General features: G+C 64.1%; 18 protein-coding genes and 1 riboswitch. Of the genes, 5 read left to right on the forward strand and 13 right to left on the reverse strand.

Annotation, left to right across the window (positions count from 1 at the left end; translation table 11 throughout):
• Positions 1-15 precede the first annotated feature (15 nt).
• The 6 genes from eat to CMN27_RS07150 form a co-directional block, all read right to left on the reverse strand.
• Positions 16-1,434, reverse strand: coding sequence for an ethanolamine permease (eat, locus tag CMN27_RS07125; RefSeq protein ID WP_293625110.1), 1,419 nt, complete (start codon positions 1,432-1,434; stop codon positions 16-18).
• A 25-nt stretch (positions 1,435-1,459) separates the two neighbouring features.
• Entirely contained in the window at positions 1,460-2,314 is an 855-nt protein-coding gene (gene eutC / locus CMN27_RS07130) for an ethanolamine ammonia-lyase subunit EutC (protein ID WP_293625112.1), read from the reverse strand.
• Positions 2,311-3,717, reverse strand: coding sequence for an ethanolamine ammonia-lyase subunit EutB (locus tag CMN27_RS07135; protein ID WP_293625114.1), 1,407 nt, complete (start codon positions 3,715-3,717; stop codon positions 2,311-2,313). The genes eutC and CMN27_RS07135 overlap by 4 nt, the downstream gene beginning before the upstream one ends.
• A 495-nt stretch (positions 3,718-4,212) precedes the next feature.
• Positions 4,213-4,500: a hypothetical protein gene (locus tag CMN27_RS07140; protein WP_293625116.1), complete on the reverse strand. Its 288-nt coding sequence runs from the start codon at positions 4,498-4,500 to the stop codon at positions 4,213-4,215.
• Between the two features lie 73 nt (positions 4,501-4,573).
• Positions 4,574-6,379 carry a DEAD/DEAH box helicase gene (locus tag CMN27_RS07145; RefSeq protein ID WP_293625118.1) on the reverse strand — a complete coding sequence of 602 codons (1,806 nt, stop codon included), beginning with the start codon at positions 6,377-6,379 and terminating at the stop codon, positions 4,574-4,576.
• 73 nt (positions 6,380-6,452) lie between these two features.
• Positions 6,453-7,715 (reverse strand): D-amino acid dehydrogenase, encoded by a 1,263-nt coding sequence (locus CMN27_RS07150; protein WP_293625119.1) that lies wholly within the window; start codon positions 7,713-7,715, stop codon positions 6,453-6,455.
• A 155-nt stretch (positions 7,716-7,870) separates the two neighbouring features.
• Positions 7,871-7,963: riboswitch (glycine riboswitch) on the reverse strand.
• 101 nt (positions 7,964-8,064) lie between these two features.
• On the opposite strand from CMN27_RS07150, the gene CMN27_RS07155 reads away from it, so the two are divergent.
• Positions 8,065-8,442: a cupin domain-containing protein gene (locus CMN27_RS07155; RefSeq protein WP_293625121.1), complete on the forward strand. Its 378-nt coding sequence runs from the start codon at positions 8,065-8,067 to the stop codon at positions 8,440-8,442.
• 19 nt (positions 8,443-8,461) lie between these two features.
• Here the strand turns inward: CMN27_RS07155 and CMN27_RS07160 are convergent, their stop codons facing one another.
• Positions 8,462-9,493 carry a GGDEF domain-containing protein gene (locus CMN27_RS07160; RefSeq protein WP_293625123.1) on the reverse strand — a complete coding sequence of 344 codons (1,032 nt, stop codon included), beginning with the start codon at positions 9,491-9,493 and terminating at the stop codon, positions 8,462-8,464.
• A gap of 717 nt (positions 9,494-10,210) precedes the next feature.
• The gene (locus CMN27_RS07165; RefSeq protein WP_293625125.1) at positions 10,211-11,338 is read right to left on the reverse strand and encodes an aminotransferase class V-fold PLP-dependent enzyme; all 1,128 of its coding nucleotides are present in this window, start codon (positions 11,336-11,338) and stop codon (positions 10,211-10,213) included.
• 129 nt (positions 11,339-11,467) lie between these two features.
• Between CMN27_RS07165 and CMN27_RS07170 the strand changes: the two genes are divergently transcribed.
• Complete coding sequence (locus CMN27_RS07170; protein WP_293625127.1) at positions 11,468-12,061, forward strand: ACP phosphodiesterase; 594 nt, start codon at positions 11,468-11,470, stop codon at positions 12,059-12,061.
• A gap of 26 nt (positions 12,062-12,087) precedes the next feature.
• Here CMN27_RS07170 and CMN27_RS07175 read toward each other — a convergent pair whose 3' ends face one another.
• The gene (locus CMN27_RS07175) at positions 12,088-12,690 is read right to left on the reverse strand and encodes a hypothetical protein (protein ID WP_293625129.1); all 603 of its coding nucleotides are present in this window, start codon (positions 12,688-12,690) and stop codon (positions 12,088-12,090) included.
• Between the two features lie 103 nt (positions 12,691-12,793).
• A complete protein-coding gene (locus CMN27_RS07180; RefSeq protein ID WP_293625131.1) occupies positions 12,794-13,300 on the reverse strand; it encodes an invasion associated locus B family protein in 507 nt (168 codons plus the stop codon).
• A gap of 244 nt (positions 13,301-13,544) precedes the next feature.
• Here CMN27_RS07180 and CMN27_RS07185 point away from each other — a divergent pair, with 244 nt between their 5' ends.
• Positions 13,545-14,000 (forward strand): YdcF family protein, encoded by a 456-nt coding sequence (locus CMN27_RS07185; protein WP_293625133.1) that lies wholly within the window; start codon positions 13,545-13,547, stop codon positions 13,998-14,000.
• Between the two features lie 9 nt (positions 14,001-14,009).
• On the opposite strand, the gene hrpA is transcribed toward CMN27_RS07185, so the two are convergent.
• Positions 14,010-17,930 carry an ATP-dependent RNA helicase HrpA gene (gene hrpA / locus CMN27_RS07190; RefSeq protein ID WP_293625136.1) on the reverse strand — a complete coding sequence of 1,307 codons (3,921 nt, stop codon included), beginning with the start codon at positions 17,928-17,930 and terminating at the stop codon, positions 14,010-14,012.
• Positions 17,931-18,028: 98 nt separating this feature from the next.
• On the opposite strand from hrpA, the gene CMN27_RS07195 reads away from it, so the two are divergent.
• On the forward strand, positions 18,029-18,433 hold the full coding sequence (locus CMN27_RS07195) for a hotdog domain-containing protein (protein ID WP_293625138.1): 405 nt from the start codon (positions 18,029-18,031) through the stop codon (positions 18,431-18,433).
• Positions 18,430-19,293 carry an N-acetylmuramoyl-L-alanine amidase gene (locus CMN27_RS07200; protein WP_293625140.1) on the forward strand — a complete coding sequence of 288 codons (864 nt, stop codon included), beginning with the start codon at positions 18,430-18,432 and terminating at the stop codon, positions 19,291-19,293. The genes CMN27_RS07195 and CMN27_RS07200 overlap by 4 nt, the downstream gene beginning before the upstream one ends.
• Positions 19,294-19,359: 66 nt before the next feature.
• Here the strand turns inward: CMN27_RS07200 and CMN27_RS07205 are convergent, their stop codons facing one another.
• On the reverse strand, positions 19,360-20,508 hold the full coding sequence (locus CMN27_RS07205) for a 5-(carboxyamino)imidazole ribonucleotide synthase (RefSeq protein ID WP_293625141.1): 1,149 nt from the start codon (positions 20,506-20,508) through the stop codon (positions 19,360-19,362).
• On the reverse strand, positions 20,505-20,999 hold the full coding sequence (purE, locus tag CMN27_RS07210; RefSeq protein WP_293625142.1) for a 5-(carboxyamino)imidazole ribonucleotide mutase: 495 nt from the start codon (positions 20,997-20,999) through the stop codon (positions 20,505-20,507). The genes CMN27_RS07205 and purE overlap by 4 nt, the downstream gene beginning before the upstream one ends.
• Positions 21,000-21,007 lie beyond the last annotated feature (8 nt).

Consider the following 21,007-nt stretch of genomic DNA (forward strand, 5'->3'; position numbering starts at 1 on the left):
AACGAGGCGTATTACTCAGCCGCCCGACTCGTATTCATCCAGATCGGACTCGGCCTGGGCCAGTAATGCGAACTCCTCTTCCGCCGTCTGTGCGACCAGATGATGCCGGCTGAATACGAAGAAGTACGCCGCGCCGAGCACGAACAGTACGATCGTGTAGCCGAAGGCGCGCGGATCGAAGGCATAGACACCGGTGAGCGCAATGAGCGACAGCACCAATGCAATGCCCGAGGTCACCATGCCGCCCGGGGTACGGTAAGGTCGCGCCAGCGCGGGCTGCTTGACCCGCAATAGAATATGGCTCAGCGCCATGAGGGCGTACGACAGGGTCGCGCCCACCACCGCCATGCCCAGGATCAGATCACCGGCGCCGCTCAAGGAGACGATGAACCCGAGCACGCCCGGCACCACGAGCGCCCAGGTTGGCGCCTTGCGACGGCTGGTCAGCGACATGAACTTGGGCAGATAGCCCGCGCGCGAGAGCGCAAAGACGAGCCGGCTATAGCCGTAGATAATCGAAAAGAACGAGGCGATGAGCCCGGCCAGGCCAAGCACGTTCACCACGGTGGCCAACGTCTGGCTGTCGGTATCCTTGAGCGCTGTCACCAGTGGCACGCCACTATCGCCAATCGCCTTCGCGCCGGCCGCACCCGCGAGCAGAACCACCACCAGGACTGCCGTACCCAGCAGAAAGATCATTGCACCGATAATGCCCTTGGGCACGTCGCGGGCCGGGTTCTTGGCTTCCTCGGCCGCCAGGGGCACGCCTTCGACAGCGAGAAACAACCACATCCCGAAGGGCAATGCGGCCCAGATACCGTAGAACCCCAGCGGAAGGAATGTGGATGCGCCCAGCGCGTCCGTGGGCTCGATATCGAACAGGTTGGCGACGTCGAAATCACCGATCAATGCGACCGCGGTGGCCAGGATCGCAAACACCGCCAAGTCGCTGATTACCATCATCACCTTCAGGGCTTCGCCCACCCCGGCGAGATGAATGCCAATGAACAGCGCATAAAACACGGCATAGACGATCGGGCCGTTGAAGCCGAGCAATTCTTCGACCGCCGCTCCGATGAATATCACGATCGCCGCCGGCGCCAGCGCGTATTCGATCAGTACCGCCAGACCGGTGAGATAACCGCCGGCGGGCCCCATCGCCTGACGCGCGAAGCTATAGCCGCCTCCGGCGGCGGGAATCGCTGCCGACATCTCAGCAAGGGCGAGCACCAGCGTGAAATACATGATTGCCATCAGCACTGCGGCGATTGCGAATCCGCCCCAGCCGGCCTCGGCAATTCCGAAGTTCCAGCCAGCGAAATCGCCGGAAATGACGTAGGAAACACCCAACCCGGCCAACAACAGCCAGCCGGCCGTACCGCGTTTGAGCTGGCGCTTGGCCAGATAATCTTCGTTGACTGTCGAACCCGCCATCACGCCACCCCTGGAATGAGAAAAATCAGTAAGTCAGGAAATTGCCCGTCTCGTTCTTGTCGTGGTCGATGACGTCGTCTTCGCTACGGTCCTTGAGCTTCACCCCGGAAAGCTCGAGCCGCCGTGCTTCATTGAGCAGATAGCGCGCGCGCGACGCGGCCACCTCGATTTTCAGCCCTTCGGGACGCACATTGGAAATACAGTTGCGCTGGCCGTCGGAGACACCCCGCTTGGGCGCCCAGGTCAGATACAGACCCAGACTGTCGGGCGAACTCAGGCCCGGACGCTCGCCTATCAGAACGAGCACCGCGCGGGCGTTGAATGCTTCGCCCACTTCATCGCCGATGGCCACCCGGCCCTGCTCGACCACGGTCAGCGGCGCACGCCGCCAATCGTTATCGTCGGCATCCAGCTCACGGCTGAGTGCGGCGAGGAAAGTCACCGCATGGGCCTCGATCGCACGCGCGGACAGGCCATCGACGATCACCAGCGCGAGGTCGAAGGGTGAATCCTCGGCGTCGACCGTCTCTTGGAGGCTTTTTCGCGAGTGCTCATCGAGCCGCCGGCCCAGATCCGGTCGTTGCAGATACTCAGTGCGATCGCCGGCCTGGCTGTGTAGCCGAAGCGGCGCGTCTATGCCGAGCGTATCGGTGAGCTGCTCGCTAAGTGCGTCCACATTCAGCGGCCAATGGACAGCGTCCCTGGCCTGCGCATGGGCAAGCTGGAATTCGAGCATGCGCTGGGTGGGCAGGCTGATGCCGGCGCGCCCCAGCCCGATACGCGCATCAGTGAACGCACGTAACCCCTGCCAGGGGTTGTCGACCACGCCGATATCGTCGCCGGCCGTGTCGGCCGGTGTCCGCGGCTTGCGATCGCTCATGAGCCGGTCTCCGGCAGCTGATCGAGGGAGCGCGCGAATGCCTGCGGCAAGCGCTCGGACAGGCGGTGCGAATCGCCGTCGCGCACGATTTCCATGTGTTTGAGCCAGGCCTCGAACTCTGGCGCGGATTTGAGCCCCAGCGCGCGGCGCACGTAAAGCGCATCGTGAAACGAGGTAGTCTGGTAATTGAGCATGATGTCGTCGGAGCCGGGAATACCCATCACGAAATTGCAGCCGGCCACGCCCAGCAGCGTAAGCAGGTTGTCCATATCGTTCTGATCGGCTTCGGCATGGTTGGTGTAGCACACGTCGCAGCCCATCGGCACGCCCAGCAACTTGCCGCAGAAATGATCTTCCAGGCCCGCGCGGATGATTTCCTTGCCGTCGAACAAGTATTCCGGACCGATGAAACCGACCACGGTATTGACCAGTAATGGCTTGAACTCGCGCGCCACGGCATAGGCGCGCGCCTCGCAGGTCTGCTGGTCCAGACCGTGGTGGGCATCCGCCGACAGCGAACTGCCCTGTCCGGTTTCGAAATACATGACGTTATCGCCCACGGTGCCGCGATTGAGCGACAGCGCCGCATCGCGCGCCTCGGCCAGTTCGGCCAAGCCGAAACCAAAGCTGCGATTGGTGGCTTCGGTGCCACCGATCGACTGAAATACCAGATCGACCGGCGCGCCCTGCTCGATCGCTTCCAGCGTGTTCGTGACATGGGTGAGCACGCACGACTGGGTGGGGATTTCGTATTTGCGGATTACCGCATCGAGCATGTGCAACAGCTTGACCGACTGGGCGACGTTATCCGTGGCCGGGTTGATACCAATCACGGCATCGCCGTTGCCATAGAGCAGCCCATCGAAAATACTGGCTGCGATCCCGGTCAGATCGTCGGTTGGATGATTCGGCTGCAGACGCGTCGACAAATGCCCCGCCAGGCCAATGGTGTCGCGAAACGCACTGCGCACCCGGCACTTGCGCGCCACCAGAATCAAGTCCTGGTTGCGCATGATCTTGCTCACGGCCGCCGCCATTTCCGGCGTAATCCCCGGTCTTAAGGCGTCGAGCACCTCGGGCGTGGCCTCGTCGCTGAGCAGCCAGTTGCGAAAATCGCCGACCGTAAAGCTCGAAATCGTTTCGAACGCCTGACGATCGTGGCGATCAACGATCAAGCGTGTGATTTCGTCCTCTTCGTAGGGCACCAGCAGGTCTTCGAGGAACGTCGCCAACGGCAGATCGGCCAGCGCCATCTGCGCGACGACCCGCTGTTCGGCCGATTCCGCGATGACACCCGCCAGACGATCGCCTGATCGCGCCGGTGTTGCCTTGGCCATGAGCTCGGCCAGACTGTCGAAGCGATAGGTTCGCTCGCCCAGCGAATAGCGATAGCTGCCACTCATCTCGCGCGCACCTCCGTCGTCGCGTAAGCGACGCCATGCGGCTGCCGACGGCGCTCAGCATGTATCAGCCCGTACCGGGCTCGGACTCGCGATATGAATTTGACACAGGCCATGACCCGTGCACAGCAAGATGCGTTCCAGCTTTAAGACAGGCTGTGCACAAACTGCCACGGTGGCGCCGAGTACTTGCGCGCAATGGCCGGCAAGTAAGCGTGGCGTGACCAAGCCAATAACACGTTGCAGGGTAGCGAACACTCACGCCGATCAAGCGCGCGCAAAGCCCCGGCCGCTCAACGCTTTGGCCTTACAGACGCCGCGGCCGCGTTGCCAAGCTTGGCCTGGCGACAGAGCACTGCGCTTGGACGTCTTGCCACGTCGTCGGTGAGGACTGGACCGCAATCCGCGAGAAGTTATGCAAAGCTTGCTTAAGCGAACATCGCCTTCAATCAACGCACCGTAATCGTGCGGTGACCGCGGGACAACGAGCGTCTGTCGTCAGTCGCGGCTACGACCGGTACCGGCGCTTTGCATCTGTTCGCTGGCCTGCTCGCGCAGGCTGCCGACTTCCTTGAGCGTGCGTACAACGGCGTCGATGCGCGCCTGCGGCCATTGGCGCACATAATCAGGAACGGCACCGCCGCTGGCTTTCATGTCGCGATCCACCGCGAGCGCATCCGGCAGATGCTGCTCGAAGCGTTCGATATCGGGCAGCACCTGGGCCAGCTCCTCACGGGGCAGCGCGATGCCGCCGATATCGATATGCGTGGGTGTATTCGACGTCATGGATCACGGCCCTCGGTTAGCGGCGACTGCGAACCATCGTGCGGGCTGTGTCGATCGTTTCAAGCGCCGCGAATCAATCGCTTTTCGGCTTGGTCCGGCGCTTGCCCGGTTTGGCCTTACCCGATTTGGCCTTGGCCTTGCCCGGTTTTTTCGGTCCCGGTTTGGGCTTGGGTTTGCGGCGCCCGGCGGGCGGCGCCGGCGGTGCGCCCTGCTCACGACTGATCGCGAGCTGACGCCCGCCCACCCATACCGTCTTGAGATGGGCGAAGATGTCTTCGGGCATGCCCTTGGGCAGGTCGACGAGGCTGAAGTCGTCGCGAATGTCGATACGGCCGATATGCGCGCTGTCCACGCCCGCCTCGTTGGCGATCGCGCCGACGATATTGCGCGGCTCGACGCCGTGGCTGCGGCCGACCTCGATACGAAACGTTTCCAGATCACCCGCGCCGAACGATTGTTGGCGTGCAGCCCCCTTGTTCGCGCTCTTGGGCGTCTGGGAGCCCATGTCGCGCCGGCCTGCAGCACGATCGGCCTTACCCGGCGACAGCATCAGCGGCTCGTCGCCCTGGGCCAGATAGGCCAGCGCCGCGGCCAGTTCTTCGGGCTCGACGTTGTGTTCGGCACGATATTCATCGAGCAGTTCGCGAAACGGCTTGAGCTTGCCTTCGGCCAGCGTGACCGAAATACGCTGCTTGAAACGGGCCACGCGCTGCTCGTTGACCTCGGCAATGCTGGGCAGGTCCATCGGCTCGATAGCCTGGCGGGTGGCACGTTCGATGGCCTTGAACAGATGCTTTTCGCGCATCGTCACGAACAGAATGGCATCGCCCTCGCGTCCGGCGCGGCCGGTACGCCCGATACGGTGCACATAGGCCTCGGTATCGTGCGGGATATCGAAATTGATCACGTGGCTGATGCGTTCCACGTCGAGCCCGCGGGCCGCCACGTCGGTGGCCACGATGATATCGAGCTGCCCGTTCTTGAGTTTGGCGACCGTGCGCTCGCGCTGGTTCTGGGCGATGTCGCCGTTGAGCGCCGCGCAGGCATAACCGCGGGCCGACAGCCGCTCGGCGAGCTCGTCGGTGGATTTCTTGGTGCGTGCGAACACGATCATCGCATCGAAGGGTTCGGCTTCGAGCAACCGTGTGAGCGCATCCAGCTTGCTCGTGCCGCCACCGACGATCCAGTAGCGCTGGCGAATATTGACCGCCGTCGTGGTCTTCGTCTGAATGGTGATTTCCTGCGGCTCGCGCAGGTGGGTCTTGGCAATACGACGGATCGCGCTGGGCATGGTGGCCGAAAACAGCGCGACCTGGCGCTGGGCCGGGCTCTGCTCGAAGATCCATTCCACGTCTTCGATGAAGCCCATGCGCAGCATTTCATCGGCTTCGTCGAGCACCATCCAGTCAAGCGCGTCGAGCTTGAGCGTGCCGCGCTTGAGATGATCCATCACCCGGCCGGGCGTACCCACCACGACGTGCACACCACGCTTGAGCGCCGCCAACTGCGGGCCGTAGCCCTGCCCGCCGTAGATCGGCAGCACATGAAAGCCCGGTATATGGGCCGCATAGCGCTGAAAGGCTTCGGCGACCTGAATGGTGAGTTCGCGGGTGGGGGTAAGCACCAGCGCCTGGGGCGCCTTTCCGGCCCGCTCGGTCAGGCCGGAAAGAATGGGCAGCGCGAAAGCCGCGGTCTTGCCGGTGCCGGTCTGGGCCTGGCCCAGCACGTCCTTGCCGGCAAGCAGGGGCGGAATGGTCGCGGCCTGGATCGGCGACGGTGTTTCATAGCCGACGTCCGCGAGCGCGGCCATGACGGCATCGGAGAGCGCCAGATCGCTGAAAGCGACCTGGGCGGATTCGTTTTCTTTAGGGGTGGACATGCACAGCCTGGCAGGCACGGGCGCTCAGCTGCGCCCGAAAAAACACTGCGCCGGAATGGCGCGGGCGCTCATTCTACCCGTTATTCACGGCCGCCGGTCCCCGTTTTTCCGACGCGGCATCGTCGATGATCGCGGCGATCGAGTCCGCGGTAAGCGCCGACAGCGTCCAGCCCAGATGGCCGTGACCGGTGTTGTAGAACACGTTCGGCGCCTTTCCGCCGCCCACGCGCGGCATCATGTCGGGCATCATCGGGCGCAGACCGGCCCAGGGCACCACCTGACGGGTTTTGACATCGGGAAAGCATTGTTTCACCCAGTCGACCAGCGGCACGATGCGGTCGGCGCGAATATCGCGGTTGAAGCCGTTGAACTCGGCGGTACCGGCCACCCGCAGACGGTCGTCGCCCAGGCGCGCGCAGACGAGCTTGGTTTCGTCATCCAGCAGGCTGACCTCGGGCGCGGCCTGTCTGGAGGCCTCGTCTTCCAGATCCACCGTGATCGAGTAGCCCTTCACCGGATAGACGTTGACCCGGTCGCCCAGCTGCGAGGCGATTTCACGGCTGCCGGTGCCGGCACAGACCACCACCCCGTCGAAGTCGAGCGTGACGCGGTCTTCGGGGGTATCGTTATCGCAGGCTGCGATCGTCACGCGGCGGCCATCGGTCTCGACGCTTTCCACGCTGTGGTTGTAGCGAAACTGCACGCCCTGGGCATGCGCGGCCTTCGCCAGGCCCTGGGTGAACTTGTGAATATCGCCGCTGGAGTCGCTTTCGGTGAAGAAGCCGCCGTAATACTCGCCGGCCAGCGCCGGCTCGATCGTACGCATTTCTTCCGGCGTGACCGGGCGCCGCTCAAGCCCGCCCTCGGCCAGCAGCTTCGAGACTTTCTCGGCATGACGATAGCCGGCCCGATTGCGATAGATATGCAGAATGCCCTTGCGCTTGACGTCGAAGTCGATGTTCTCGCGCTCGGCCCAGGAGAAAAGGAACTCCCGCGCCTCGATCGCCATACGCGCGGTCTCGCTGGTGTTCTGGCCGTAGCGAGGAATCGCAGCAATGAATTCCAAAAACCAGGACAGCTTGTGCCAGGACGGTTTCGGATTCACCAGCAGCGGCGCATCGCTGCGAAACATCCATTTCATGCCCTTGAACACCATCGGCCAATGGTTCCAGACCTCCGCGTTGGAGGCCGACAGCTGGCCGCCGTTGGCAAACGAGGTTTCCATCGCGGCATAGCGGTTGCGGTCGAACAGCGTCACGCTATAACCGCGACGCACGAGCGCGTAGGCCGTGGTGACCCCGGTGATACCACCGCCGATGATTGCTATGTGGTTCATATGCCCTTATCCGATTGTCGTGCTTGGATGCCCTGCAATCGTGCAGGTGCCGCCCCTTCCGTCACTGAACCTGAGAGATTCACCCACGGCCGAGCCACCGTGTGCTTGCTCCTTCGGTGCACGCGACCCCGCGGCCGCGCGACTCTTCGGATATGGCCGCGATAACGGTCCGTGGTGCCTGAGAGTTTCCGGGGCGGTTGCTCCTTCGGCGCCGGCGCTCGCGCACCGATCTCTCCCACTATCGCGTTGAGGTTGTAGAACTGATGGTCGTATACAGCTCGATATGACATCGCCGGCAGCGGTGTTCAAGATCGATAACAGTTTATTCAAGATACCACGAGCAATCGTCATGCCAACAACGCCCAAGGTCTACCGCGCGAGCGACAGCGTCGAGTTCGACACGCCGGAACGCTGCGCCATACTCGAGGTTGCCAACAGCGCACAGGATCCGGCGGTTTCCATTGCCCGTGCCCGTGTCGAACCCGGCGTGACTACTGCCTGGCATCGGCTGCACGGCACGGCCGAACGGTATCTCGTCGTCGAGGGTGAAGGGTTGGTGGAAGTCGGCGCGAATCTCAGAGAAAAGGTCGCGGCGGGCGACGTGGTGGCGATCCCGCCGGATACGGCGCAACGCATCACCAACACGGGCGACGAACCGCTGCTGTTCTATGCCATCTGTACGCCACGCTTTGAGCCCGGCTGCTACGAAGCGCTCGACTCGGCTTGAGCAATCGAAGGTGTCGACCCTAGCCGACGACGCGATTGCGCCCTTCGGCCTTGGCCTGGTAGAGACGGCGGTCGGCCTTGGAGAAAAGCGTTCTGAAATCCATGCCGTCGCGCCCCAGTTCGGCAATACCGATACTCACCGACATCGGAATATCCTGCCCCCGATAGCGAAACGGCCGATCACGAACAAGATCGCGCAGATCGGCGGCAATCCGGCGAGCGTGTTCCAGATCCACGTCCGACAACAGGATGCCGAATTCCTCTCCGCCCAGACGCCCGGCGACGTCGGTTTGGCGAATCCGCGAAGCCAGAAGCTCTGCTACGAAGCACAGGGCCATATCGCCGGCATCGTGCCCGTAATCGTCGTTGACGCGCTTGAAGTGGTCGAGATCGACGACCAGCATCGCGAGCGGTATTTCCTGGCGCAGATAGCGCTGGCGTTCGCGAGCAAAAACCTCGCGAAAACGCGACCGGTTGGCCAGGCCCGTCAGTGGGTCGGCCAGCGCGAGCGCGCGCAGTTCGCGCTCCGTTTTCGCGCGGCTGACTTCATAGATAAACGAAAACCCGAGAATGGACGCCGTGCAGAGTACGACGTTCGCGATGCTCAAATAACCGAGCCAGCCATCCCAGATTCCGTGCTTGTATACGAAGATCGCGCCTGCGCAGCCGATGAACACAAGCGCGACACACAACCCCTGCCACCGACCCAGCAGCAGATGAGATAACAAGGGCACGAGAAAGACCCATACAAAGACGGTAACACCGGTTACCTCCGCACATAGCACGAGCATCATGACCACGAAGAACGGCACGATGAACACCAGATTGGTGACCGGCGCACGCCCTGTTTCATGGACCACGTAGAGCAGCAGTGCCGCGTAGGCGACCAGACACAGTTCGGCTATGACCAGCCAGCGCGCCCCGAGATAGAAATGCAGCGCGGCATAGCCGAGCACGGCCGAACAGGTAAACCACAGCAAAGCGGTGAACACCGTCTGCTGGTAGGGGCGAACGTCGGTCGACCGATCGTGTTTCGGGAAAAGGTTTTTCATTGGACGGGCTGCGGCAGCGATGTGCGCCTACACGCACCGACAGCGAAAACCACCCCCATTTCGACCCCGTTTCTCATGCCTGTGGTGGACTCAACCGCCGCCCGTGCGTCCAGCGCGCCACGAAAGCGTTGTAGCCCTCGTTCGTGCTGCGCTTTCGGCGACACTCTCGGCCGCTACGTCTTGCTCGTTATAAATTGAAAACCGGGCCGTGTCGATGATTCTGCGCAAGGACAGGCCGGGTCTGCACGCCCGAAAGTAGTCGCAACCCACGCCCCAGTATGAACGAACGTTCAGGCCAGTCCGAGAAAATACTCGCGTTTTCCTGAACCTGCGTCCGCGCCCCTGCCGTTATCGGCGCCTTTCCACACCCGCCTATTCTGCCGTCTCGTTGTCAGCGCGCGCTTGTAGAGTGCGTGTCTCCGCCTCACCCAAGGCGTCACGCGGGCGCCCCCTAGCGTGCGATCGACTGGTAAAGAACGGCGTGAACCCATGATTACCGCTGAGCAAGCTCTGGAACGTTTGAAGCTTGGCACCCTTCAGTTCGTCGATATCAATCCGGCACCAAAACAGCTGACTACGTCAGTCTGCGTCCGCTGGTCTCAACGCCATTGAAAAGCAAACGCCGGCACGCGTCCGTCTCTTTGCTTTAATGGCTTCACGCCCGTCGGCCGTGGCGCCCTTGATGCCGCGGTTTCCCGATCGAGCCGCGGTGGCATGTCAGCGCACCTTGTCGAGTGCATCGGTAAAGCGCGCGGCACAGCCGTCGACGTCGTAGAGCTTGTCCAGGCCGAACAGGCCCACGCGAAACGACTGGAAATCGTCGCCCTCGCCGCACATCAGCGGTACGCCGGCGGCGATCTGCACGCCGGCTTCGACGAAGCGCTTGCCGGACTGAATCTCCGGATCCTGGGTATAGCTCACCACCACACCCGAGGCCTGATAGCCGGGGGCGGCCACACTGCTGAAGCCTCGGGCTTCGAGCGCGTCGCGTACCGCGCGACCGAGCGCGAACTGGCGTTCGCGGGCACGCTCGAAACCCAGCTCACGGGTTTCCTCCATCATCGCCAGCAGGCGGGTCAGCCCGTCGGTGGGCATGGTCGCGTGATAGGCCTGACCGCCCGCTTCGTAGGTCTCCGTGATCTGCAGCCATTTGCGCAGATCGCAGGCATAGCTGCTGCTGGTCGTGGCCTCGATACGCAGGCGCGCGCGTTCGCTGAGCATCACCATCGCGCAGCACGGCGAGGCGCTCCAGCCTTTCTGCGGCGCGCTGATGAGTACATCGATACCGCAGGCCTGCATGTCCACCCAGTGGGTGCCCGAGGCAATACAGTCGAGCACGAACAGGCCGCCGACGGCATGCACCGCCTCGGCCACCGCCCGCAGGTAATCGTCGGGCAGCAGCAGGCCGGCAGAGGTCTCGACATGCGGCGCGAAGACCATGGCCGGGCGTTCCGTCTCGATCCGTTCCACCACCTGGGCAATGGGCGCCGGCTCGAAGGGCGACTGAGGCCCATCGCCCTGGGGCCGCGCGCACAGCACGCTCGTCGAGGCCGGAATGGCGCCCATATCCATGATCTGCGTCCAGCGGTAACTGAACCAGCCGTTGCGGATGATCAGACAATGCGCGTCCTGGGCAAACTGACGGGCCACTGCTTCCATGCCGAATGTGCCGCTACCCGGCACGATCACGGCCGACGGCGCGTTATAGACTTCCTTGAGCACCGCCGAAACCTCGGTCAGCACGTGCTTGAAGCGCGCCGACATGTGGTTGAGGGCACGGTCGGTATAGACCACCGAGTATTCCAGCAAGCCGTCGGGGTCCACGGCTGAGTCTGCCTGGGTCATGGCGAACATCCTGTTCTGGTTTCGGTCTTGGGCCGCTACTTTGGCATAGAACGCCCCGGTAGAAGGACACTCTTGAACGCGTGAAGCCGGGGGGCCTTATGCTGTGCGCATGCGAGATGGATATTCGTCATGAACCTGCTTGCCCACCTGCTGCTTGCCGAACGCAGCGAGACCTCGTTCGCCGGCCAGATTCTCGGCGACGAGATCAAGGGACGTCTGGACGATCGTTTCCAGCCGCCGGTACGTCACGGCATTCGCCTGCACCGCGCGATCGACGGCCATAGCGACGCTCATGACGGGCATCGGCGCCTGCGCAATCTGTTCGAGGCGCCGCACCGGCGCTACGCCGGTATTCTCGTGGATATCGGGCTCGACCACGCCCTAGCCCGGCACTGGGCCGACTTTCACACGGATTCGCTCGCATCATTTGCCCGCCACGCACAGCGCCGGGTGATGGCCGAATGGCCTTCCAACGCGCCGTTCAGCCGGTTGCGCCTGCGCGGGCTGGGCAACGTACTGGAGGGTTATCGTAATCCCCAGGGCATTCAGCGCGCGCTCAATTCCGTCGCGGCCCGACTTCGGCGCGACAACCCGGTCGCCGACGCACTGCCGGCCATTCAGGCACGCCAGCAGGCCTTTGCCGAAGAGCTCGACCTGCTTATCGACGATCTGACCAAACTCGTCGCGCGTATCGACCAGTCGGCACGTGACCCGGAGCAATAATCCCGATATCGGCGCGCGAGCCCGTGCTAGCCATCCTCGGCGGGCTGTTCGGGCGCGTTGTTTTCCAGGCGTTTGCGTACATCGATATCGCGCATGCGGCGGATATCGGGCGTCTCGATCTGCTTGGCGACGTATTTGGCGACTTGATGCTTGAGCTCACCTTCGATATCGGCCACGACGTCGAGTACGGAGGCCCGCAGGCCCTGGGCATTCACCTCGACATCGATATCGTTTTCGGTCGGCGACGGGATGTCGATGAAGATATGCAGAGGCTGCTTTGCCCGCGCGGTCAGCTTCAGGTGGGCACGTACCTGGATGTCGAAGCGATGGTCGTGGGCCGCCAGCCGTACGGTCAGATCGAGATCGATGGGAATCATCAAGGCGAACTCGATCAGCTCGCCCTCGCGGCGCGTGACCGACGGCTCGCGAATACTGCCTTCGGCCTGAATCGTGGCCAGACCCGCCGGCCCGGCCTCACGCGGACCGAAGTCCACGGCGTTCCCGGTGAGGTTGGCCATGGCCTTTTCGACCCGCTCCACGGTCACCGCGTGCTCGAAGAAATCGCGACCGAAATCCTCGTAGGAATATTCCGTACGCAGCTCGGGACTGGGTTCGGGTGCCTTGGCCATATCGTTACCTTTTTTGATTATTCTCGCTCAAACCCATCTCAGCGCCCCCGGCAAGGCTCTGCGCCGCACCGGGGCTGCTTATATAGCCGACAGCGGTCGCGCCTTACTTGCGGATACGGTTGTCGGCATTGGTGAAACCCTGTAACGACACTTTCAGGTCGATACGATCGCCGCGCGGGCCGATCAGGCTCACCGTCGCCCGGCTGCCACTACGCAGCTTGTTGCGCAGCGCGTCGTCCACCGGAAAATCGGCACGACAGCCCTGCTCCAGACAGATCTGGAACGGGAAACGCCGGGCCTGGTCGCCATCGACCTGAAACTGCACGCCCGGCGCGAGACGGGTGCCCAGCGGCAGGATGAACACCATCGCCGCGGTATCGACTTCCGGCGGGTAGCCCATCACGACGCGCAGGATCGGCTTGCCGTTAGCCGGGCTGTTCACCAGCTGGGTCATCTCGCAGGCCCCGTCACCCTGCTCCGGACAGCGCACCTCCCAGTCCTGGAAGCTCTCGACCTTGCCGCCGTCCTGGGCCGAAGCGGCGGTGGAGACACAAAGCACGGCAACGAACAGCAGGACAGCGCGCAACGGCAGGACAAGACGTGAAGACATAACGAGTGACCCGAAGTATGTGTTTGTCGATACTTTACTAGACAATACGACCCCCGTGGCATACGCACACGTACAACGCCGTTCAAGCGGCAAACGTGACGCTATTTGAACAGGAGAGCCGGCCATCGCCCTCCCCCGTGCTGGACAACTCGGCCTGGCGCTCGTCGCAGCTATCGTCGTCGCGCTCGGCGTCCGTGCAACGCTGGACTATGTCTGGATCGGCACGGTACCCAGCCCCTGCGCCATGGCAAAGCGCGTGGATACGACCGCCATCGTGCTCAGCGGCGGGCCGGACTATCGCCGTACCAAGCGCGCGGTCGGGCTCTACCAGGCTGAACAGGTCGACCGGATCGTGTTCTCGGGCGCGGGCCACGGCGGCGACTCGGCGGTACGGCTCGCCCGTGAGGCGCTACGCCTGGGCGTGGCAGAAAGCGACGTGATCGTGGAACGCGCGGCGCGCTCGACCTATGAGAATCTGGCCAACAGCTGTGAACTGCCAGCCGTGCGCGAGGCCAGGCGGCTGGTGATCGTTACCGATCAGCATCACAGCTACCGAGCCTATCTCACCGCGCGTGCCCAGTGTCAGCAGCCCGAGATCTGCTCCGCCGCCGCGCCCGTGCCGCTGACAGCAAAACGGCGTCGCAGCGAAGCGATGAAACTGTTCGCCTATCAGCTGCTCGGCCGCGCCGCCTGGTGGTGAGTCGCGGGTTCAGCGTAATTCGGCCAGCGCGGCGTCCAGCCTCTTGGCCGACACCTTGATAGCCGTGCCCAGCGGCTGGGCAAAGACCTGGACCCGATACTCCTCCACCATCCAGCGAAAATCGCGCAGCGGCTGGACATCCTGCCCCTTGGCGCGGGCGCGTTCCGCGCGCTGCTTGTAGGCCTGCCAGTACGGCAGAATCTCGCGCATGCGCTGCTTGTCGGCGCCCGCGCCGTCGCGGGCGAGCTTGTCCAGGCGTTGCTCGATGGCGGCCAGGTAACGATCGAGATTACGCGCCAGATCACGCGAATAGCCGTGCTCGCCGGCAAAGCCGGCATAGACCAGATGAGCCAGCTGGTCGCGGATATCGTCGATCGCGGCCATCCAGTCGAGGCCGATGTTCTTCGACAGCCGTTTGTTCACGGCCGCAAGGCGCGACAGCGCCGGCTTGAGCTCGTCCCAGAGCGAGACCGCATCGGCCATCAGATGCGCGCGCAGCGTCGTAACACAGGCCTCGAAGGCCGCCGCCTCGCGAACCGGCGTATCGATACGTGCATCGATGAGCGCATTGACCAGGTCGGCCAGCAGCAGCGGTTCGCTGTCGAGGGCAAGCACGCGCTGGCGTTCGCGATCGGCCAGCGCACTCGCCGGCGCATCGGCGAAGCGCATCACCGCGAAGCTCTTGAACTGGGGCAGATCGCGCTTGATCAGCCGGCACTGCTTGGCCACCGCCAGGCGCGCGAGCCGGATCACACCCTGGCGATGCTGAACGGCCGCGGCCTGGGGGTCGTCGAGCAGTTCCAGGTCCACCGAATCACCGCGATCCACCAGCGTGGGCGTGGCCTGCACCCGCACCCCGGCGTGCCTGAGCTCGACGCTCTCGGCCAGGTCCTGTTCCGGCCAGGCGGTGAGACCGGTTTCGCGCAGCGCGTCGTCGCTGGCCTGGGCCACCGCGGCGCGGGCCCGGTCGCCCAGATCACGGCTGAGTTTTTCTAGATCGCGGCCGGTGGCCACGACCTCGCCGTCGTCGTCGACGACTTCAAAGCGCAGCTTGAGATGCGGGCTCGGGGTGAAGTCGTCCCAGGCATCGGCCGGTATCTGCAGGCCGGTCATGGCATGAATAGCCTCACGCAGCGCATCCAGCGGGTCGCCCTTGCCGAATTCGGCGCGCTCGGCGGCGGCCCGGGCGAAATCCGGCACCGGCACGACCGCACGGCGCAGGCGTTTGGGCAAGGCCTTGAGATATTCGCGATATTTCTCTTCCAGCAGGCCCGGCACCAGCCATTCTGCCCGCTCGGACGGCATCTGCTTGAGCGCGGCCAGCGGCACGCGCGCGGTCACGCCGTCCTTGTCCGTACCCGGTTCGAAGGCATAGTCGAGGGCAACCGGCAGATCGCCCAGGCGCATGCTTTCGGGATAGGCATCCGCCGGCAGGTCGACGCCGGCATGGCGCAGCAGCTGGTCTTCGTCGAAGCGCAGGACGCTGTCATCGTGCTGCTTGAGCCATTTCTGCAGCGTCTTCTGGTCGCGCACGTCGGCGGGCAGGCGTTCGTCGTAGAAGCGCGCCTGGGTGGTTTCGTCTACGAGCAGATCGCGCCGGCGAAAACGGGCTTCCTGGGCCGCGATATCCTCGACGATGAGCTGGTTGTATTGCAGAAACTCCGGCACCCGGCCGCGCGAATCGGCTACCGCGAAGGCCACCAGGCCATCGCGGATGAAAATCTCGCGGGCCACCACCGGGTCCATGCGGCCGAAGTCCACCTTGCGGCCGTCGGCCAGCGTGAGTCCGAACAGCTTCACCCGCTCGCGGGCGGCCACCTGGCCACGGCGTTTTTCCCAGTGCGGCTCGTAGTGTTCCCGCGTCACCAGATGGTCGGCGGCTTTTTCGATCCATTTCGGATCGACGCCCGCCACGGTATGCGCGAACAGGCGACTGGTTTCGATGAGCTCGCCGGCGACCATCCATTTGGGGTTCTTCTTGGCCAGCCCGGAGCCGGGGAATATGCGGAACTTGCGCCCGCGGGTGCCCTGGTATTCGCCCTTCTCTTCGAGCTGGCCGACGTGATCGAGCAGCCCCGGCAACAGCGCCTGATGCAGCCCGACGAAATCCACCTCGGCGAGGCGCCCCTGGGCGGGATCGTTGCTGATCCCCAGATCCGCACCGATACGCCGCAGCTGGCGGGCCAGGTCTTCCCATTCGCGCATGCGCATGAAGTTGATGAAACGCTCGCGACACCATTTGCGCAGCTGGTTGCCGCTGTGTTCGCGCCGCGCCTGGGCAAAGGCGTCCCAGAGCTTCAACAGACTCACGAAATCCGAGCGCACGTCGGCAAACTCACGCTGGGCCTGGTCGGCGGCCTCGCGCATGGCCGGCGGTCGTTCGCGCGGGTCCTGAATGGTCAGTCCGGCCGCCAGCACGCGCATCGCAGTGGCCACGCCCATGGCCTGGCCGGCGATGAGCATGCGCCCGATCCGCGGGTCCAGCGGCAGGCGCGCGAGCTGGCGCCCGAGGGCGGTGATGCGCTTGTTGTCCATGGCCTGCAGCTGGGTGAGCAGGTTGCGGCCATCGTTGATATAGCGCCGCTCGGGCGGATCGATAAACGGAAAGTTCTCGATCTCGCCCAGCTTGAGATCGGCCATGGTGAGCAGCACGCTGGCCAGATTGGTACGCCGGATTTCCGGGTCTGTGAAGGCTGGCCGGTTTTCGTAGTCGTCTTCGTCGAAAAGGCGGATACAGATACCCGGCGCGACACGACCACAACGCCCGGCACGCTGGTTGCAGCTGGCCTGGGAGACCGGCTCGATCGGCAGGCGTTGGACCTTGGCCGAGGTGGAATAACGGCTGATACGGGCCAGCCCGCTGTCGATCACGTAGCGAATACCGGGCACGGTGAGCGAGGTTTCCGCCACATTGGTGGACAACACCACGCGTCGGCCGTTGCTGGCCGAAAAGATTCGGTTCTGGGCGCTGCGCGTGAGCCGCGCATACAGCGGCACGATCTCGGCCGTGAACTTGTCGCCGGCCAGCGCCTTGGACAGATGGCGTTCGCAGTCGCGGATATCGCGCTCGCCGGGCAAAAACACCAGGATATCGCCCGCACCCGTGCCCTCGCCCGGCCGCCAGAGCTCGCGTATGCCGGCCTCCACCGCCTGCGGCAGATCGTCGTCGTTTTCCTCGGGCGGGCGATAGCGCACCGTCACCGGGTAGCCACGCCCTTCGACGTTGATGACCGGCGCGTCATCGAAAAACCGGGCGAACCGGTCCGGGTCGATCGTGGCCGAGGTGACCACCACTTTAAGGTCCGGACGCTTGGGCAGCAGCTGTTTGAGATAGCCGAGCAGAAAATCGACGTTGAGCGTGCGCTCGTGGGCCTCGTCGATGACGATGGCTTCATAGGCATTGAGAAAGCGATCGCGTGCGGTTTCGGCCAGCAGGATGCCGTCGGTCATCAGCTTGATCTGGGTCGATTCCGAAAGCTTCTTCTCGAAGCGCGTCTGAAAGCCCACCAGCTCGCCGAACGGCGTAGTCAGCTCTTCGGCAATCCGCTGGCCCACGCTGCGTGCAGCCAGTCGCCGGGGCTGGGTATGGCCGATCAGCCCGCGCGCGCCGAAACCGGCCTGCATGAGGATCTTGGGCAGCTGGGTGGTCTTGCCGGAGCCGGTTTCACCGCAGACCACCACCACCTGGTGTCGCTCGAGCGCGGCGCGGATCTCGTCGGCGCGGGCGGTGACCGGCAACCCCTCGGCCAGCGCCACCTCGCCACGTTCCTGGGCCCGCGTATGGGTCACGGCCGCGCTCTTTTCGATCCGCTCGGCCATACGCGCCCTGGCCTCGGCGTCGCGCGCCTGCCGCCAGCCCCGGGTGAGCCGATGGCGATCGCGTGTTTGCACGTCGGCCAGCACGGCCTCGGTGTAAGCGTTTGCGGTCAATGTTGCTCCTCGAATCGACGGTAATGACGCGAACCATGGATAGCCGCGGACCTACGCATCGGTTAGCCTGCGCTTATCAACGCACCGGCCGGCAAGACATGAATTTCCATACGCGCAAGTGGATCAAGCCCGAAGACCTCAACCCCAACGGCACCCTGTTCGGCGGCAGCCTGCTGCGCTGGATCGATGAAGAAGCCGCGATCTACGCGATCATTCAGCTCGATCATCACCATATCGTCACCAAGTACATGTCCGAAATCAATTTCGTGTCCAGTGCCCGCCAGGGCGACATCATCGAACTGGGCATCGCGGCCACGCGTTTTGGTACCACTTCGCTGACCATGCGCTGCGAGGTACGCAACAAGATCACCCGCCGCAGCATCCTGCGTATCGACGAAATCGTGTTCGTAAGCATGGGCGACGACGGCCGCCCGCGCCCGCACGGCAAGACCGAGGTGACCTATATCAAGGATCGCTTTGCCGAGGGCGAAGAAGACGAATGATAGCCCCCGTACTCGATTCCTGCCGGCCCGGACGCGCCTCGGGCCGGCTGCTGCTGTTGGCCGGCCTGGCGGTGGCGATTGCCGGCTGTACCCCGGCCACGCTCAAGCAGCGTAACGGCTACTGGGCCGACCAGGCGCAGCCGGCACAGGCCTACAACCAGCGCGTACGCTTTCTGGTCATGCACTATACCGGCGGCGACGAGGCGCGGGCGCTTCAGGTGCTGACCGGCCCCTCGGTGAGTTCGCATTATGTGGTCGGCGACCACCCGCCCCGCCGCGGCGGCGACCCGGTGATCTATCAGCTGGTCGACGAAACGGCGCGTGCCTGGCATGCCGGCACCAGCGCCTGGGGCGGACGCAGCCATCTCAACGACAGCTCGATCGGTATCGAGATCGTCAATCCCGGCCCGGTGGATACCCCCAGCGGCAAGGTGTGGCGCGGGTTCGATGGTGATCAGATCGATGCCGTAAGCCGGCTGGCCCGCGATATCATCGCCCGCTACGACATTGCGCCGGAAAACGTCGTCGCCCATGCCGATATTTCACCGGGGCGCAAGATCGACCCCGGCCCGGCCTTTCCCTGGGAACAGCTCTATCGCCAGGGAATCGGCGCCTGGCCCGATGCGGCCACGGTCAACGCCTATCGCGAACGGTTTCGCTATGCCATGCCCGACATGGGGGCGATCCAGTCGGCGCTGGCGCGCTATGGCTACGATATCGACCCCACCGGCGTGCTCGATCAGCGCACCCATTCGGTGGTGGTATCGTTCCAGATGCATTTTCGCCCGGACCGCTATGACGGTATTCCCGATCTGGAAACCGTTGCCCGGCTATGGGCGCTCAACGACAAATACCGTTAGTCGTCGGTCGGCTGAGGCATCCCGGGCGAGTCGGCTTTTCGTCTTGCCCTTAGCGTTAGCTCGGCGCTAGCCCGAGCGCGAGGCCAACAGCGCGTTGCGGGCAGCGATCACGCGGCGGGCAGCGTCTTCGCCGTCGTCGCCGAAGGCGGTCATATGCCCCATCTTGCGGCCTGGCCGTGCCTCGGACTTGCCGTAGAGATGCAACTTGAGCGCGGGGTCGGCAAGCGCGGCGCGCCAGTCCGGCATGCCGTGCTCCCAAAGATCGCCCAGCAGATTGACCATCGCCGAGGGGCGCAGACGTCGCGTATCGCCCAGCGGCAGCGCACACACCGCGCGTAGCTGCTGTTCGAACTGGCTGGTCACACAGGCATCGAAACTGAAATGACCGGAGTTGTGTGGCCGCGGCGCGAGTTCGTTGACCACCAGCTCGCCGTCGTGCTTCAAGAAGAATTCCACGCAGAGTACGCCCACCACGTCCAGGGCATCGAGCACGCCATGAGCGATCTCGATGGCGTTGGCGGTGATCTTGGGATCGATATCCGGGTCCGGAATCGAGACATCGAGAATATGATCGCGATGGCGGTTTTCGGTGACCCCGTAGTGGGCGAAATCGCCGTCGCAGCCGCGTGCGGCGACCACTGAAATCTCGCGCTCGAAATCGACGAACCCTTCCAGCACGGCCTCGCCGGCACCGATGCTCTCCCAGGCGGCATCGGCCTCGTCCGGGGTATGGATCACCGCCTGGCCCTTACCGTCGTAGCCAAAGCCGGCCGTCTTGAGCACCGCGGGTGTACCCAGGCGCTCAAGCGCCGCATCCAGCGTGGCACGATCGGGCACGTGTTCGAACGGCGCGGTGGGAAAGCCGGCGTCGTGCAGAAAATCCTTCTCGCGCTGGCGATGCTGGGCGGTATGCAGCACCTCGCCGCGCGGGCGCACCGGCACGTGCTCGCTGGCCGTGCGTGCGGCCTCGAAGGGCACGTTCTCGAATTCGAAGGTGACCACATCGACCCGGCTGGCGAACTCCGCTACCGCATCGAGGTCGCCGTAGTCGCCCACCGCTTCGCGATCGGCAACCTGGCCCATGGGGCTATCGTCGCCGGGCGAAAAGGTATGCACGCGATAGCCCATGCGGCGCGCGGCCAGTGCGAACATGCGCCCGAGCTGGCCACTGCCCAGCACACCCAGGGTCGCCCCCGGAAGAATCGGTCGGCTCATAGCGGCAACTCGTCGTTTTCGACCTTGTGGGCCTGTTTCTGGCGAAATTGGGCCAGCGCGCTGCGCAGCTCCGGGCGGCTGTTGGCGAGCATGGCCACGGCAAACAATGCGGCGTTGCGCGCACCGGACGTGCCGATGGCAAAGGTCGCGGTCGGCACCCCGCCAGGCATCTGCACGATCGACAACAGCGAATCCAGGCCGTTGAGCGCGCGGCTTTTCACCGGTACGCCGAGCACGGGCAAAAGCGTCTGGGCCGCGACCATGCCGGGCAGATGGGCCGCGCCGCCCGCACCCGCGATGATGACTTCCAGGCCCCGCTGTTCGGCGGTATGCGCATAGTCGCGCATGATGTCCGGCGTGCGATGCGCCGATACCACCTTGCATTCATGGGCCACGCCGAACTCATCGAGCAACTCGTGGGCCGCCTTCATGGTGTCCCAATCCGACGTACTGCCCATGATCACGCCGACGCACGGCTTGTCGTTATTCATTTCGCCCC

Origin of the sequence: Salinisphaera sp., from assembly GCF_002729955.1 — a bacterium.
Classification (GTDB): Bacteria; Pseudomonadota; Gammaproteobacteria; order Nevskiales; family Salinisphaeraceae; genus Salinisphaera.

Bases quoted from the DNA above. Each gene is read 5' to 3' on its own strand.
- eat (WP_293625110.1), bottom strand. From the start codon at position 1,434: ATGGCGGGTTCGACAGTCAACGAAGATTATCTGGCCAAGCGCCAGCTC.
- eutC (WP_293625112.1), bottom strand. From the start codon at position 2,314: ATGAGCGATCGCAAGCCGCGGACACCGGCCGACACGGCCGGCGACGAT.
- CMN27_RS07170 (WP_293625127.1), top strand. From the start codon at position 11,468: ATGAACCTGCTTGCCCACCTGCTGCTTGCCGAACGCAGCGAGACCTCG.
- CMN27_RS07140 (WP_293625116.1), bottom strand. From the start codon at position 4,500: ATGACGTCGAATACACCCACGCATATCGATATCGGCGGCATCGCGCTG.
- CMN27_RS07195 (WP_293625138.1), top strand. From the start codon at position 18,029: ATGAATTTCCATACGCGCAAGTGGATCAAGCCCGAAGACCTCAACCCC.
- purE (WP_293625142.1), bottom strand. From the start codon at position 20,999: ATGAATAACGACAAGCCGTGCGTCGGCGTGATCATGGGCAGTACGTCG.
- CMN27_RS07160 (WP_293625123.1), bottom strand. From the start codon at position 9,493: ATGAAAAACCTTTTCCCGAAACACGATCGGTCGACCGACGTTCGCCCC.
- CMN27_RS07150 (WP_293625119.1), bottom strand. From the start codon at position 7,715: ATGAACCACATAGCAATCATCGGCGGTGGTATCACCGGGGTCACCACG.
- CMN27_RS07155 (WP_293625121.1), top strand. From the start codon at position 8,065: ATGCCAACAACGCCCAAGGTCTACCGCGCGAGCGACAGCGTCGAGTTC.
- CMN27_RS07175 (WP_293625129.1), bottom strand. From the start codon at position 12,690: ATGGCCAAGGCACCCGAACCCAGTCCCGAGCTGCGTACGGAATATTCC.
- CMN27_RS07200 (WP_293625140.1), top strand. From the start codon at position 18,430: ATGATAGCCCCCGTACTCGATTCCTGCCGGCCCGGACGCGCCTCGGGC.
- CMN27_RS07185 (WP_293625133.1), top strand. From the start codon at position 13,545: ATGGCAAAGCGCGTGGATACGACCGCCATCGTGCTCAGCGGCGGGCCG.
- CMN27_RS07145 (WP_293625118.1), bottom strand. From the start codon at position 6,379: ATGTCCACCCCTAAAGAAAACGAATCCGCCCAGGTCGCTTTCAGCGAT.
- CMN27_RS07135 (WP_293625114.1), bottom strand. From the start codon at position 3,717: ATGAGTGGCAGCTATCGCTATTCGCTGGGCGAGCGAACCTATCGCTTC.
- CMN27_RS07205 (WP_293625141.1), bottom strand. From the start codon at position 20,508: ATGAGCCGACCGATTCTTCCGGGGGCGACCCTGGGTGTGCTGGGCAGT.
- CMN27_RS07165 (WP_293625125.1), bottom strand. From the start codon at position 11,338: ATGACCCAGGCAGACTCAGCCGTGGACCCCGACGGCTTGCTGGAATAC.
- CMN27_RS07180 (WP_293625131.1), bottom strand. From the start codon at position 13,300: ATGTCTTCACGTCTTGTCCTGCCGTTGCGCGCTGTCCTGCTGTTCGTT.